The sequence below is a fragment of the Enterococcus sp. SMC-9 genome (assembly GCF_021011285.1).
Lineage (GTDB): Bacteria > Bacillota > Bacilli > Lactobacillales > Enterococcaceae > Enterococcus_C > Enterococcus_C montenegrensis.
Genome location: NZ_JAILYE010000005.1, coordinates 335,280 through 349,213, shown reverse-complemented (window position 1 = coordinate 349,213; position 13,934 = coordinate 335,280). Strand labels below are relative to the sequence as shown.

At 35.7% G+C, this 13,934-nt stretch carries 14 protein-coding genes and 1 rRNA gene; 13 read left to right on the top strand and 2 right to left on the bottom strand.

The features are described from left to right. The 4 genes from rrf to K4422_RS09920 all read left to right on the top strand — a co-directional run. Window positions 1–77: ribosomal RNA gene (gene rrf, locus K4422_RS13655) — 5S ribosomal RNA — on the top strand; the annotation flags it as partial. Between the two features lie 159 nt (window positions 78–236). Then, on the top strand, window positions 237–1,283 hold the full coding sequence (locus K4422_RS09930; protein WP_230710992.1) for a DUF1002 domain-containing protein: 1,047 nt from the start codon (window positions 237–239) through the stop codon (window positions 1,281–1,283). A 318-nt stretch (window positions 1,284–1,601) separates the two neighbouring features. Further along, window positions 1,602–2,471, top strand: a complete 870-nt coding sequence (locus K4422_RS09925) for a viral A-type inclusion protein (RefSeq protein ID WP_230710990.1) — start codon at window positions 1,602–1,604, stop codon at window positions 2,469–2,471. Next, window positions 2,464–3,456, top strand: a complete 993-nt coding sequence (locus K4422_RS09920) for a hypothetical protein (RefSeq protein WP_230710988.1) — start codon at window positions 2,464–2,466, stop codon at window positions 3,454–3,456. Before K4422_RS09925 ends, K4422_RS09920 begins: the two co-directional genes overlap by 8 nt. A gap of 79 nt (window positions 3,457–3,535) precedes the next feature. On the opposite strand, the gene K4422_RS09915 is transcribed toward K4422_RS09920, so the two are convergent. Further along, on the bottom strand, window positions 3,536–4,876 hold the full coding sequence (locus K4422_RS09915; protein ID WP_206902871.1) for an amino acid permease: 1,341 nt from the start codon (window positions 4,874–4,876) through the stop codon (window positions 3,536–3,538). A gap of 278 nt (window positions 4,877–5,154) precedes the next feature. Between K4422_RS09915 and K4422_RS09910 the strand changes: the two genes are divergently transcribed. Next, a complete protein-coding gene (locus K4422_RS09910; protein ID WP_230710986.1) occupies window positions 5,155–5,793 on the top strand; it encodes a thermonuclease family protein in 639 nt (212 codons plus the stop codon). 222 nt (window positions 5,794–6,015) lie between these two features. Here the strand turns inward: K4422_RS09910 and K4422_RS09905 are convergent, their stop codons facing one another. Beyond that, a complete protein-coding gene (locus tag K4422_RS09905; RefSeq protein ID WP_206902869.1) occupies window positions 6,016–6,291 on the bottom strand; it encodes a hypothetical protein in 276 nt (91 codons plus the stop codon). 240 nt (window positions 6,292–6,531) lie between these two features. Here K4422_RS09905 and ahpC point away from each other — a divergent pair, with 240 nt between their 5' ends. The 8 genes from ahpC (at window position 6,532) to K4422_RS09865 (ending at window position 13,923) form a co-directional block, all read left to right on the top strand. Then, window positions 6,532–7,095 (top strand): alkyl hydroperoxide reductase subunit C, encoded by a 564-nt coding sequence (gene ahpC, locus K4422_RS09900; protein WP_206902868.1) that lies wholly within the window; start codon window positions 6,532–6,534, stop codon window positions 7,093–7,095. 127 nt (window positions 7,096–7,222) lie between these two features. After that, window positions 7,223–8,752: an alkyl hydroperoxide reductase subunit F gene (gene ahpF, locus K4422_RS09895; RefSeq protein ID WP_268991026.1), complete on the top strand. Its 1,530-nt coding sequence runs from the start codon at window positions 7,223–7,225 to the stop codon at window positions 8,750–8,752. 450 nt (window positions 8,753–9,202) lie between these two features. Beyond that, window positions 9,203–9,523 (top strand): hypothetical protein, encoded by a 321-nt coding sequence (locus K4422_RS09890; RefSeq protein ID WP_230710984.1) that lies wholly within the window; start codon window positions 9,203–9,205, stop codon window positions 9,521–9,523. Then, window positions 9,513–11,489, top strand: coding sequence for a V-type ATP synthase subunit I (locus K4422_RS09885; protein ID WP_230710982.1), 1,977 nt, complete (start codon window positions 9,513–9,515; stop codon window positions 11,487–11,489). Before K4422_RS09890 ends, K4422_RS09885 begins: the two co-directional genes overlap by 11 nt. Then, the gene (locus K4422_RS09880) at window positions 11,486–11,956 is read left to right on the top strand and encodes a V-type ATP synthase subunit K (RefSeq protein ID WP_206902864.1); all 471 of its coding nucleotides are present in this window, start codon (window positions 11,486–11,488) and stop codon (window positions 11,954–11,956) included. The genes K4422_RS09885 and K4422_RS09880 overlap by 4 nt, the downstream gene beginning before the upstream one ends. Before the next feature lie 27 nt (window positions 11,957–11,983). Beyond that, a complete protein-coding gene (locus tag K4422_RS09875) occupies window positions 11,984–12,580 on the top strand; it encodes a hypothetical protein (protein WP_230710980.1) in 597 nt (198 codons plus the stop codon). A 49-nt stretch (window positions 12,581–12,629) separates the two neighbouring features. Continuing rightward, window positions 12,630–13,622 (top strand): V-type ATPase subunit, encoded by a 993-nt coding sequence (locus K4422_RS09870; RefSeq protein WP_206902862.1) that lies wholly within the window; start codon window positions 12,630–12,632, stop codon window positions 13,620–13,622. Beyond that, window positions 13,612–13,923 carry a V-type ATP synthase subunit F gene (locus tag K4422_RS09865; RefSeq protein ID WP_206902861.1) on the top strand — a complete coding sequence of 104 codons (312 nt, stop codon included), beginning with the start codon at window positions 13,612–13,614 and terminating at the stop codon, window positions 13,921–13,923. The genes K4422_RS09870 and K4422_RS09865 overlap by 11 nt, the downstream gene beginning before the upstream one ends. The last annotated feature ends 11 nt before the right edge of the window (window positions 13,924–13,934 follow it).

The following is a 13,934-nucleotide window of genomic DNA, read 5'->3' as shown; positions in this document are numbered from 1 at the left end:
CCGAACACAGAAGTTAAGCTTCTTAGCGCCGATTGTAGTGAAGGGTTTCCCTTTGTGAGAGTAGGACGTCGCCACGCAAATATTAAGCCAAGTCAGTTTGACTTGGCTTTTTTTCTTTTATTTTCCAAATCTCAAGATTGAGTAAAAAGTATAAATAAATTGTTAAAATAGCTTTTTTTATTGTATTCGTTAATGAAGTTTGTCTACAATGTTTATATAACGAGAGGAGTATTCTTATGAACATAAAAACAAATAATAAATTCAGTTATCTGCTATTAGTTGTTGTGGCATTACTCACAACTTTAATTACTTTTACTAGCAATGCTGCAGCTGCTGAAGACACAGTTATAAACGAGCGTTGGGGAAAGCCGACGGTGGTGTTGGGTTCTGCATTAAATAGTACCCAAAGAGCTGAAACGTTAGACAAATTTGGGGTAAACCCGGATGATGTAAATATTGACGTTGCTAATGGTGCCGATTTAGTGAAATATCTAGGCTATGGTAGCGGTGATGATAACGTCATGTTTAGTTCGGTTATGGTAACCAGAGAAAACGAGGGTAAGGGGATTAAAGTTGATATTTTAACACCAGAAAACATTACTTTAATCACAGCAGATCAATATAAAAATCCACTAATTACAGCAGGAATTGCAGATGCAACAATCAAAGTTGCAAGTGTTGTAAAAGTTACCGGTGAGAGTGCTTTGACTGGTGTTTATAAAGCTTTTGAAGCCAATGGTGAAAAAGTAAACGAAAAAAGAGCACAATTAGCGCAAGAAGAGCTGGATACAACACAAAGCGTGTCAGACTCGATTATTAAAAATGCTGCGCAAAAAAATAATGCTGAAAATTTGAGTAAGTTGGATCAAGAAAAAGCTGATGAGACGTATCGAACACAACTGAATCAAACATTAGTAGAAATTAAACAAGAGTTAGCTGCACTAAAAGAAAAACAAGGTGAATTAGCTACTAAAGCAGATGTTGAGAAAATTGTTAATGATGCATTAGCAAAATACAATTTAGCCGATTTTATGACACAAGATGATGTAAATAAATTAGTAAATTTAGCTGAAAAATATCAAAAAACTGATGGTGTTTTGGATAAAGAATCATTGGCACAACTTGATAAGTTGAGTGATAGCTTCAATAAAACTGTTAATAAGCTGACTGATGAATTAGGTTCTTTTGGTGATAAACTAAAAGGGAGCCTAAATGACAATCAAGGCTTTTTTACAAATTTATGGCAGAGCATTAAGGATTTCTTTTCGGGTATTTTCAACTAATGTTAAAAGTACAGCACTTAAAAATAGCTATTTTGCTAATTTTTAAAGTCGTTGTACTTTTTTGTACTATAGCGAAAGTATAAATTTTTTACAAGAAAAAAATTGGTTAGACTGCTTTAACCTTTAAGGCTGCCTAGCTTCACATACTAGCTTTCCAAGAAAGAACAAGAAATAAACTGATTTAGCAAATTTTGATCTTATGCTTTAGACTGGATGGTTTCTTTCAGTCTTTCTTATTTCTGTTTTATAGCTTAAATAATGCTTATTTACTAATTAATGCTAAAATAGAAGTATAATGTGTTGAAAGAAGGGATTAAGATGACCAACGATTACGATGAACCAAATTCAGAAACGACAGAATTTGAGGAGTCTAAAAGTTTTAGTGAAATAAAAGAAGTAGCATCAAAAAATATTGGTCAAATGTTACATGACCTAAAAGATTTTGAATTGGCCATCAAAGAGGAGCGAATTCCAGATATCTATCGGATATACAATGGACGATTGCATGATGAGTTGAAAAAAACTTCCAATGCAAATCATGAAATTGATAAGTTATTAACTAAAAAAATTCATGACAGTTTTATGACAACTTTTCCTTTTATGCGTCACCATGAAAAAGTTTCAGAAACGTTAAACTACTACCGAATTGGTGACTATTATCGTCAAAGAGCAGCGATTGGAATTGATACAAGTATTCCAGAAATTTTCGTTATTCCAAAAATTGATAGTGGATGGGAGGCTTTCATTGCTGATCATGATGGCTTGATGAAACAAATTGAGCAGGAAATGGATCAGCTAACAGCTAACACAATTACAGCAAAAGCTCAAATTGAAAAGCTTGATGAAAAGATTAAAGAGCTTAACCAAAAGGAAAAAGCGATTGAAAATACCAAAGGATTTTTTAATCGTGGGAAAACTGACGAAGAATTGGATATGATTCTTAAACAAAAGGAAGAACTGACGGCTCAGCGTGCTAAATGGCTACCTTATGTTGAAGAACGAGAGAAAACTGCCCAACAAAAAGCTATCTTGGAAAATAAATACCAACAAGTCAGACTAAACCGTGCTCTGGTTACCAAAGAGTTCCGTCAGATTAAACGTTACTTTGGTGGTTTGGAAGAGTTACAAGAACAATTATCAACTTTCATAACAGAATATTTAAACGAAGGAGGCAAAGAAAATGACTGACGGTAAAAATGATTTGCCCCAAGAGTCACTAGCAACTCCCGTAAGCGAAACATCAAATCAACCAAAAGCAGTAACCGACAACAGGGCTGTTGAGGAAAGATTGACTACAGAGTTACCAAAAACAACAGAGGCAGAACTTTATCAACAAAATAAAGAAAATGACCATGATGAAATTGTGTTGTTAATTGCAGCTTCAGAAAAGGAATTGGCCGACTTAAAATTGCGTAAAGCTTTAATGGAAGCCGATTTTGAAGAGTTACTGGCTGAGTTTGGCCGTCTGATTGTCCCGCAAGCCGAAATTTCTGTAATTGCCAAAAAAATCTTATTAGAATATTTTTCTTACGAATTATTAAAACCATTACATTCAGTGGGGTTAAAACCGGCAGAAAATAGTTATGATGTATGGGAAACAAAACATTTCTTGGTTCAATACTATTTAGATGATAAGCAAAACCTAATTTTCAGTTTTAAAATTAATCCTGTTGATTCACGTTTTACTTCAGAATTTATGCCGTTAATAATGATTGATATACAAGCGATGAAAGTTACAGTTAAAGACGAAGAAGTATTGCGCCTGGTTCATTTGTGGTATGCGGATCAAGTATTTTCAAAAAGTCAGTTGTCTTTAGTAAACTATGATATCAATTTATTGCTACAACACTTTCGGACTCTGGATTTTGATGTTGCGGCAACGCTTTTAGATAATACCCAAGAACTACATGTTAAATTGGAAACCGACTATCAAATGGCTACAAGTGTTTTAGATGAAATCTTTATCATTACCATGGAGAATGAGGATTTTGATTTTGAAAAGACGGCAGCCAATCACTATGAGGTTTTATTAGATCAAGATCAGAAGGTTGCAATTTATCCAGATGATAATGAGAAGACAGCGCTATTTATTGATTCGAATAAACGGCGACGTTCTTTATTAGATTTCTTTACCAGCTATGCTTTTTTAGTCCCACTATTGGTACGAGGATAGTAAAAACCCAAGAACAAAAGCATTTTTTCTTTGAATAAAAGAAAATTTCGCTTTGTTCTTGGGTTTTTTATTTAAAAAACTAATCGAGTGCAGCTGCATTAGCAGCAGTACGTTTTTGTAAAAAGTAAGAGAGGACGATTAAACCATATAAAACAATCGTCACTTCGGTAACTACTAAATTACTAGTCGTTAAAATTGCGATAAAAATCGCGGTTAAACTTACTAAGGTTACAATATTTACTGTCTTTTTAAATAAAGAAGTGCTATTTTTTTGCAAATAGCTAAAGTATGCTAAACACAACATTAGCCAAATTAAAAGCACAGTATAAGAAAGAGAACCCACTAAATAAGTAAAGAGTGATTCACCAAATAAATAAGATAATAAAACGCCAATATAAAGCATTCCAGTTGAAAACATGACAGCTCGATTGGGCACACCATGTTTATTTAAACGCATATATTTACTGAATTTTTTTGTTTTAGAAAGTTGTAAATGCAAAATTCGTGATGATGCATAAATACCAGAGTTGATTGAAGAAAACAAAGCAAAAACGATTACTAAATTAACAAGATCGGCAGCAAACGGAATTTGCATTTTTTCAAAAATCAAAACAAAGGGACTCGCATCTGAGTTGGCTAATGTTTGCCATGGATAAATAATAAGCAGTAAAAACATGGGGACGATATAAAAAGCGATAATGCGAAATAGCACACTGCGAATCGCTTTGGGAATAGATTTAGCGGGATCTGCGGTTTCTCCCATTGCAATGATGACCAGTTCAGTTCCACCGTAAGAATAAACTACTAATAGCAAAGAATTTAATAAACCTTGCACTTTATGGGGGAAAAAGCCACCATGACTCGTTAATGAACTCATCGTAGGTACTAAACCATCATGGAAAATCCGACCTAAAACAAGGTAACTAGCAAAGATAATCAGTAAAACAACGACACTGATCTTTCCCATCGTTAACCAAAATTCGGTTTCCGCAAATATCTTAACAGATAAAAAATTAATCATAGTCGTGAGTAAAGAAATAATTAATATAAAAATCCAAGCAGGAACATTGGGAAACCATAACTGCATGAAGCTCGCAGCGGCTACTGCTTCTGCAACGATATTAATCATCCACATCGTCCAATAAAGCCAATCGGTAAAGTAGGCCGAAAAAGAACCGATATAAGGTGCAACGACACCAGATAAACTTTGCGCGTGACTGTTGTTCACCGCTAAAGTACCCACCGCATTCATAATACTAAATAATAACAATCCGCCCAAAAAGAAAGCCAGAATAACAGAAGGTCCGGCTAAATTAATCGCTTCGCCACTTCCTTTGAACAAGCCGGCTCCAATTGCACCTCCCAATGCCAACATGGTCACATGGCGAGAATGCATCTTTTTTTGTAGTTTATTTTCCATTATTTCACCTATCTTAAAAGCTATGTAAAATAACAATAGCCGTATTTTTAAAGAACAAACAGTATCATACTGGAATATTCTGAAAATTTCAACACTAAATTGCATAAATTTTTAGAAATTTCATTTCATTTGTTCAAAAGATAAAAGTAAGGCATAATAAAAAAGCATTCAGCAAAAAGAACAAAGAAAAAATAAGGCACAACTGTTGGAAATTGAATTTTTTAACGAAGTGAGCCATGTAAAATTTTTTGTTAATATTAATTTTTAAAGGTGAAAAGATGAAAAAGAAAATCAGCTTAGGGAGTATTTTGATTGTCTTGCTACTTTTTTTCTTGCAAGTCACAGGTATTCTTCCTAATACAGAAAAAAAACAATCCCAAGCAGATGTTCCCCACAATACGACGACAACAACCAAACATGTCGCAATTGAAGCTGTTGATTTAGACAATCCGCCCCGACTAGAGAAAATCACAGTCTTGCGTATCCGCAATGTCGATGGCGATACTTTTGCATTTTATGTTCATGACAAAGAATATAAATTACGGCTATTGATGGTCGATACACCAGAAAGTGTTAAACCTAATCTAGCAGTGCAACCCTTTGGTAAAGAAGCGAGTGCTTTTACCAAAGATAAGTTAGCAAATGGGGATATTCGTATCGTTTTTGACAAGGGTGAAATAAAAGATAGTTATGGACGCTATTTAGCCTATGTCTATGTTAAAGATGAAATGTTGCAAACAGCGTTGTTAAAGGCAGGTCTAGGTATTGTACGTTATGTCAATGTCGGTGGTGATAGCTATGTTAATGAGCTTTTGGCAGCACAAAAGTCTGCCCAAAGCATGCAGTTAGGGGTTTGGCAAGAAAAAAATTACGTAGTGAAGAAAAGTAACGGCTATTATCAGTATAATGAGAGATAAATTAGTATATGATTAGACTGGCCTTGTCTTTTTTGTTAAAATAGAGCTATAAGAAAGTCCATTTCTTTTACCTCCAGGTGTGTGAAGACAAATTTCACACACCCTTTTTTTAGGGTAAACCCACTGGGGTTGAGAAAATTACTTCTTTGACCTAATAATTTAGCCTATGGTTATTCTTTTATAAATAAAGACCCAGATTCGTATTGAACCTGGGTCTTTATTTTATTCTTCTGATAAAATGACTCTTACCATTTTATCTAAGAATTCTTCTTCGGTCATAGGATTTTCTGAATCTTCATGAGAAAAAGCTTTTTCATTTTTTTGACCATCGGTAAAGCGATAAGTATCATCTGCGCTGATAAAGAAGAAGTAATCTTTTTCACCTTCGATATAAAGAACTTCTTTTTGATCAGGATACTCCACTGTAACATCCATTACGGTGATACCAGATACGTGATTTGTCAAATAATCTTCTGCTTGTTTAATTGTTAATGCCATGATTATCAATCCCTTCTTTTATATAGTACCACTATTCACAAAAGGGAGTATAAATAAACACTTATTATCAGAATTAAAAAAAATAATGATTTTTTTTACGGGAAAAGGTTCACATTGATTCGTTTTTAGATTATAGTAATTATAAATTGATAATTACTATTTTCTTGATAAATGGTTTTTACTAGGGAATAGTTTTCAATTAGATAAATATATTCTCAATAAATTAGCGGAGGTAAGATGATGTCAATGATTGGAAAAGAAGTGGCTGAATTCAGCGCGCAAGCATATCATAATAGTGAATTTGTTAGTGTTTCAACGGAAAACTTTAAAGGAAAGTGGAGTGTTTTATGTTTTTATCCTGCTGACTTTACGTTTGTCTGTCCAACAGAATTAGAAGATCTGCAAGACCAATATGAAACATTGCAGTCCTTAGATGTGGAAGTTTACTCTTGCTCCACAGATACCCACTTTACCCATAAAGCATGGCATGAAACATCAGAAGCCATTGGTAAAATCAAATACTATATGATTGGCGACCCTAGTCATAAAATTGCTGAAATGTTCGACGTTTTAGATGAAGCGGAAGGATTAGCGCAACGTGGTACGTTTATTATCGACCCAGATGGCATTGTTCAAGCTGTAGAAATTAACGCTGACGGGATTGGACGTGACGCAAGTACGTTAGTAGACAAGATTCGTGCAGCCCAATATGTGCGTACACATCCAGGTGAAGTTTGTCCGGCTAAATGGAAGGAAAGTGGCGAAACACTGACGCCAAGTTTTGATTTAGTGGGTAAAATTTAAACTAGTCTAATTGCAGCTGTGATTAGACTTTAGTTGCTAAAAATATTACCGTCAACTTCTTTAAGTGCAGCCTCAGTGCTGTTTACTTATGTAAGTTTGGCGGTTTTTACTTAAAGGAGCGAAAAAATTGTTAGATAACAACACCATCCAACAGTTAAAACAGTATTTGACCATGCTAGAAGGGCCTGTTGTATTTAATGCTAGCCTTGGTAGCGATGAAAATTCTAATAAAATGAAAGAATTCTTAGTAGAAGTTACAGCATTATCAGATCTTTTAAGTTTTGAAGAAGTCGCAGGTTTGCGAAAGCCTCAATTTACCGTTGACCAACCAGATCAAACAAGTGGAATTACTTTTGCCGGTTTACCTTTAGGCCACGAATTTGCTTCATTTATTTTAGCGGTTTTACAAGTTAGCGGACGGGCACCAAAAATTGACGAAGCAGATTATCAGCAAATTGAAGGAATTACCGAAACGCTACATTTTGAAACCTTTATTAGTTTAACGTGTCAAAACTGTCCTGATGTTGTTCAAGCGTTAAATATCATGGCTGTTTTAAATCCTAATATCAGTCACACTATGATTGAAGGGGGGACATTTAAAGAAGAAGTAGAGACAAAAAATATTTTAGCTGTTCCTACGGTCTTTTTAAATGGCGAGGAATTTTCAAGTGGTAGAGCAACACTTGCACAATTGTTAAAGAAAATCCCAACGACCCAAAAGGTTGACTTCAAAGCAAGGGATCCTTTTGATGTTTTAGTTGTCGGAGGTGGTCCTGCTGGGGCCAGTGCCGCAATTTATGCGGCGCGAAAAGGGATTCGGACAGGCTTATTGGCCAATGAATTTGGCGGACAAGTATTAGAAACTTTAACGATTGAAAATATTATTGGAACGCCAAAAACAAAAGGTCCTAAATTTATGGCCGAAGTAAAGCAACATGTTGAAGAATACGATGTTGATTTGATTGATGGGCAAATTGCCACAAGTATTCAAAAAGATGACCTCGTAACCCTTAATTTAGAAAATGGCGCAACCCTTCAAAGTAAAGCGGTGGTTTTAGCTACAGGCGCACATTGGCGTAACCTGAATATTCCTGGCGAAGCTAAATTCAAAAATAAAGGAGTAGCGTATTGTCCCCATTGTGATGGTCCACTATTTGCTGGAAAAGATGTCGCCGTTGTTGGTGGTGGAAATTCCGGTATTGAAGCGGCTATTGATCTAGCTGGTATTTGTCATCATGTCTATGTTTTAGAATTTTTATCGGAATTAAAGGCAGATAAAATTTTACAAGAACGACTAGGCGAACTTCACAACGTTACGGTTATCTTGAACGCTGAGACAATGAGCATTGACGGAGATGATAAAGTCGCAGGCTTAACATATCGCAAACGTGAAACTGGTGAAAAAGAAAGCCTTGCCGTAGCCGGCGCCTTCATTTTGATTGGCTTACAACCAAATACAAAGTGGTTAGAAAGTACGTCAGTTAATTTAAATGAACGCGGTGAAATCATTACCGCCGCTGACGGCAGGACAAATGTTGCTGGAATTTTTGCCGCTGGTGATTGCACAGACAGCCGGTATAAGCAAATCATCATTGCTATGGGATCAGGTGCAACCGCTGCGTTAGGGGCTTTTGATTATTTAATTCGTCAAGGTTAAAAAGTAAAAAAATATTTTTTTACAGAAATAATAAGCTGGAAAAACCGGTTATGTCAGTCTTTTACACCAAGAAAAGTTATGATTTTTTTGTGAAGTCATAGCTTTTTTTATTGGGGTTTGTTATCATGAATGAGTAATATTTTTCCATATTTTGTAATGGTTGAGTCAAAGACTTCAAGGATCGCGTTCTTCAAGGGGTGAGAAGAGCATTTTTGAAGTGCTTTTTTTAAACGTACTTCAATATAGTTGAAGTACGTTTTTTTTATTAGCAAATGACGAGTTATCATTACGATTAGGGCAGTCGTGTCTAGTTTTTTAAAATTACGCTTTTTGTATTGTAGTGAAGTATTGATAGAAATACTAAGCAAAAATTTTAATGAAAGACTTAAAAGTTGAACTTTTGACAGCTGACTGAAAGCTTTTCTTATTCGCAGCAAAGGAGGAAATCAATTGAAGGAAGCTTTAGATAAGATTAAAGCAGCAGAAATGAAAAACGAAGATTTACAAAATGACTTACAAAAAGAGTTGCAAGAATATGCTGAAAAAAAAGAAGCACAATTGCAATTACTTAAAGATGGTCTTAAAGCAAGCCGACAGCAACAACTTGAAGCAGCAGAAAAAATTTCAGAAACAGCACTAAAAAGTGAGAAAGAGGAACTTTTAGCCGCTGCTAAACAAGAAAAAGCGACATTTACTGCGCTTTACAAAGAGCGTCATGAAAAAGTCGCCACTTTCATTATAGAAAGGGTGCAGGAGATTTATGGCAGTTGAAGCAGTAAAAAAGATTTCCTTAATTTTAGAAAAATCCCATCAAGAGGAGCTACTCCAACTTCTTCAGGGACTACAAACTGTTGAAATTACAGATTTAGTATCAGATGAAGAGAATAAAACCTGGATTGACTATTACTTTCCCGCTGGGTTACAGATTTCCCACGAAGGTATGCAAAAATACGAAAAATTATTACAGCAAATTGAAACAGCTTTGCGCTTTGTCAGAAATCATGGGAATGCAAAAGAAAAAACAGTGGAGTTAAAACGCAAGACGCTGGATTTTTTTGCTTTGGAAAATGAGTTTGATGAAACTAAATTACGCAAACAATTAGACCAGTTAGCTGATTTACAAAATCGCTGGTCTGAAATGCAAGAAGCTAAAAAAGTTAATTTAGAAAAAGAACAATGGGGAACATTATGGCAAAGTCTTGATGCATATACGGCTGATGAAACTGCCAGTACCCAAATGTTGTTAGGAACTTTAGAAGATAAATCGTGGTTGGATTTTTTAAGTGAAGTAAAAGATAATGACAATCTTTATGTCGAAAATATCTTTACTGAAAAACAAATGACAGGTTTTGCTTTGATCTATTTAAAATATGAAGCAAAAAATGTGCAAGAATTATTACAAAAGTATGGGGTCAAAGAGGAAGTAAACCCATATAACAAATTACCAAAGCAAGTCCTACAAGCCGCTAAAACACAATTGGCAACTCTTGCTAAACAAGAAAAAGCTTTGGTGGCAGAAATTGGACAACGAAAAAAAGAAATTGCTTCTTTACAATTAGCTGAAGAAGTCATTTTAGCTAAAAAAGAACGAGAAATCGTTAAAGCAGGTTTAGTAAAATCTGATAATCTCGTCGTATTATCCGGTTGGATCGCAGATAGTGATTGCCAACAGTTTGAAATGCAGTTAGCCAAACACTTTTTGAATCATGAAATTTACTATACCTACGCAAAACCAACAGCAGCAGAAATAGAAACGTTAAAAACTCCCACCAAGTTGAAAAATGCAGCCGTGGTTCAGCCTTTTGAAATGTTAACTGAGATGTATAGTCTGCCACAATATCAAGAAATTGATCCTACACCGTGGTTGGCACCATTTTACTTCGTCTTTTTTGGCATGATGGTGGCAGATTTAGGCTATGGCCTTTTAATGCTTTTAGTCACAACCGTGGCATTAAAAAGAGTTACCTTAAGTAAAGGCGTCGCGCGCTTTATGAAATTGTTCCAATATTTATCAGTTTCGACGATTATTTGGGGGCTCATCTATGGCAGCTGCTTTGGGGCAGAATTACCATTTTATCTCTTGTCTCCTTCAAAAGATTTCATGGCGATTTTTGGTATCTCAATGGTTTTTGGTGGAATTCAATTGTTTACCGGCCTGTTCTTAGCTGCTAAAGAAAACATTAAGAAAAAAGATTATGTACAAGCTGTGAATCAAGGGTTTTCTTGGCAAGCAATTTTGGCTGGGATTATCATTGCTGCAGCTGGGAAATTGGTACTCGCATCTGAAGCAATCTTTATTTTAGGAATTGTCGTCGCAGTAATCGGTGCAATCTGTGTTCTTTTAATTCCGGCTGTAACCGGAAAATCAAAAGTGGGCGGCTTTTTCATGGGATTGTATGAACTTTATGGCGTTACCAGTTATATTGGCGATTTCGTTAGTTATAGTCGCTTAATGGCCTTAGGGATTTCTGGGGGGAGTATTGCCGCTGCTTTTAACATGTTAGTGGGGTATATGCCCCCTGTGGCGCGCTTTAGTGCTGGTGCCGTTTTAATCATTGCTTTGCAGGGGTTAAATATTTTCTTATCTTTGCTTAGTGCTTATGTTCATGCGGCACGGTTACAGTATGTCGAGTTTTTTGGAAAATTTTACAACGGCGGTGGACGTGCTTTTAAAACGTTTAAGCCGACAGAAAAATATGTCAACTTTAAAGAAGAAAATGGAGGAAAGAACAAATGATCGACTTTTTAATTAACAACCAAGGTGGTATGATTTTTGCGATTATCGGAATGGGGATTGCAACAATTTTTTCAGGGATTGGATCATCTAAAGGGGTAGGTCTGACCGGTGAAGCCGCTGCGGCGTTAACGACGAGCCAACCAGAAAAATTTGGACAAGCGTTAATCTTGCAATTATTACCAGGTACTCAAGGTTTGTATGGATTTGTTATTGCGTTTATGATTTATGGTAGTTTATCTGCTGATATGTCAATTGTAACGGGCATGGCCTATTTAATGGCTTCTTTACCAGTTGCGTTTACCGGCCTATTTTCAGGGATAGCCCAAGGTAAAGTTGCTGCTGCTGGTATTCAAATTTTAGCAAAAAAACCAGAACACTTCTTTAAAGGGGTTATGTTTGCGGTAATGGTTGAAATGTATGCCATTTTAGGTTTCGTTATCTCATTTCTACTTTTAGGTAGCATCTAGTTTCCAATAGTAAAAGGAGGTAGAAAAATGGACGCCATTACAAAAATTATTGAACAAATAGATGAAGCTGCAGCAACAAAACGTGCAGCCTATAAAGCAGAACAACAGGCGCAAATTGATGATGATTTTCTGAGGCGAAAAGCTTTGATTGAAGCTGAAGACGAAAAATTAACCGCACAATTAGAAAAAAATCAAAACGTAAAATATAAACAACTTCATGCCCGGCAACAGATGGAAGTAAAGCAAGAAACGCTGTTGGCAAAACAGAATTATCTAAGTCAAGTCTTTGAGGAAGCCTATGCCAAAATGCAAGCTTGGCAAAATGACGCCCTCCAAGATTTCGCTGCCGCTTGTTTACAACAGCTTCCTTTTGAAAAAGGGAAAAAAGTTATTTTCAAACCAGCAAACAAAATGCCAAAATCAAGCTACCCGGAAAAATGGTTAGAGCAAATGAATGAAAAATTGGACTATGAGTTGGTTTATGGAGAAGAAATTACGGCAGATTCATACGGTTTTGTCGTCGATGACAAAGGCGTGCAGTATAACTTTTTGTACCGAGACTTACTAAATGAAATCAAAACATCAAATAGCAACAGTATTTCACAAATGTTGTTTGAAGGATAAAAAGTCGAACCTTTTAAAAGAGGTTGGCTTTATGACAAGGAGCGCGTTTATGAAACAAGATTTATATCATCAACTAAATCCTTATGTTCGCTTGAAAGAAACAGAAATTTTAGCTCCTAGCTTTTATGAGCAATTGATATCTTCAGATTTACCAAAAATAAAAGAACTATTAAATGCTACGGTCTATGGTAAATATTTAACAACGGATTTCCCCAATAATTTTGATGCTGTTTTAAATCAAGAATTACTAGCAAGCTACCGTGAACTAGTTGAAAGAGCACCCGTACCAGAGGTTATTTTTATCTTTACGATGCGCTTTACTTTGCATAATTTAAAAGTTTTAACAAAAGCGCATTATATTGGCGAAAATTACGACTATTTATATTTACCAGATGGCTTTTATGAACTAGATGAGCTAAAACACGCCATTGAAACGGGCAAATCCGCTGTATTGCCACCCTCAATTTTAAAAAGTATCAATGAAGTGCGGGAGTACTTGGCAGAATCTGCAATTTTGCAAGGAATCGATGTTATTTACGATCGTCGCTTTTTAAAAGAACAAAGACGTTTAGGCGAGGAACTAGGTTATCCTGAATTGTTAAAAGAAATCATTACTTTCATTGATTTAACTAACATCATAACCGCTTTACGCTGTCTTTTACAAAAACGGAGTCAAGCCTTTTTAACGGCCGTGTTGTCAAGTTCTGGTAGTATTTCAAAAGAAACGTATTTGGACTTTGCCAAATTAGATATTTCAGCTCTAAAAGAGTATCTTTTGGCAAGCGAGTATGGGGATCTTTTGGCACCTGCGATTAGTGGTGAAAAAATTGATTTTGCCAAATTAGATACAATTAAGGATAATCGGCTGACAGAAATGTTCGCATCCGCCCAAACGGAAGCTTTTGGACCGTTACCGCTATTAGCGTATCTAAACGCCAAAGAAATCGAAACAAAAAATCTACGACTGATTGTTACGGGTAAGAAAAGTGGCTTTACAAACGAACAAATTAAAGAGAGGATGCGAATAACCTATGACATATAAAATTGGTGTAATTGGAGATAAGGAATCCGTATTGCCGTTTAAACTGTTTGGGTTCACCGTCTTCTCAGACACGAAGAAAGAGGCTGTTTTGCAAGCTTTTTTACAAATGGCATCAGAAGGTTATGGTGTTATCTATTTAACCGAAGCTTGCGGCAAAGAAATTGCAGAAGAAATCAATCGGCATAAATCAAATCCTAAACTGTCCGTAGTTTTGATTCCAAATCATGACGGTACGTTAGGTATTGGCCGCCAAATGATTCAAGACAATGTTGAAAAAGCAGTCGGACAAAACATTTTGTAAAGGAGCTAAAG

What these genes read in the sequence shown, in the direction of transcription:
- K4422_RS09930 (WP_230710992.1), top strand. Translation starts at nt 237, where the DNA reads ATGAACATAAAAACAAATAATAAATTCAGTTATCTGCTATTAGTTGTT.
- K4422_RS09925 (WP_230710990.1), top strand. Translation starts at nt 1,602, where the DNA reads ATGACCAACGATTACGATGAACCAAATTCAGAAACGACAGAATTTGAG.
- K4422_RS09920 (WP_230710988.1), top strand. Translation starts at nt 2,464, where the DNA reads ATGACTGACGGTAAAAATGATTTGCCCCAAGAGTCACTAGCAACTCCC.
- K4422_RS09915 (WP_206902871.1), bottom strand. Translation starts at nt 4,876, where the DNA reads ATGGAAAATAAACTACAAAAAAAGATGCATTCTCGCCATGTGACCATG.
- K4422_RS09910 (WP_230710986.1), top strand. Translation starts at nt 5,155, where the DNA reads ATGAAAAAGAAAATCAGCTTAGGGAGTATTTTGATTGTCTTGCTACTT.
- K4422_RS09905 (WP_206902869.1), bottom strand. Translation starts at nt 6,291, where the DNA reads ATGGCATTAACAATTAAACAAGCAGAAGATTATTTGACAAATCACGTA.
- ahpC (WP_206902868.1), top strand. Translation starts at nt 6,532, where the DNA reads ATGTCAATGATTGGAAAAGAAGTGGCTGAATTCAGCGCGCAAGCATAT.
- K4422_RS09885 (WP_230710982.1), top strand. Translation starts at nt 9,513, where the DNA reads ATGGCAGTTGAAGCAGTAAAAAAGATTTCCTTAATTTTAGAAAAATCC.
- K4422_RS09880 (WP_206902864.1), top strand. Translation starts at nt 11,486, where the DNA reads ATGATCGACTTTTTAATTAACAACCAAGGTGGTATGATTTTTGCGATT.
- K4422_RS09875 (WP_230710980.1), top strand. Translation starts at nt 11,984, where the DNA reads ATGGACGCCATTACAAAAATTATTGAACAAATAGATGAAGCTGCAGCA.
- K4422_RS09870 (WP_206902862.1), top strand. Translation starts at nt 12,630, where the DNA reads ATGAAACAAGATTTATATCATCAACTAAATCCTTATGTTCGCTTGAAA.
- K4422_RS09865 (WP_206902861.1), top strand. Translation starts at nt 13,612, where the DNA reads ATGACATATAAAATTGGTGTAATTGGAGATAAGGAATCCGTATTGCCG.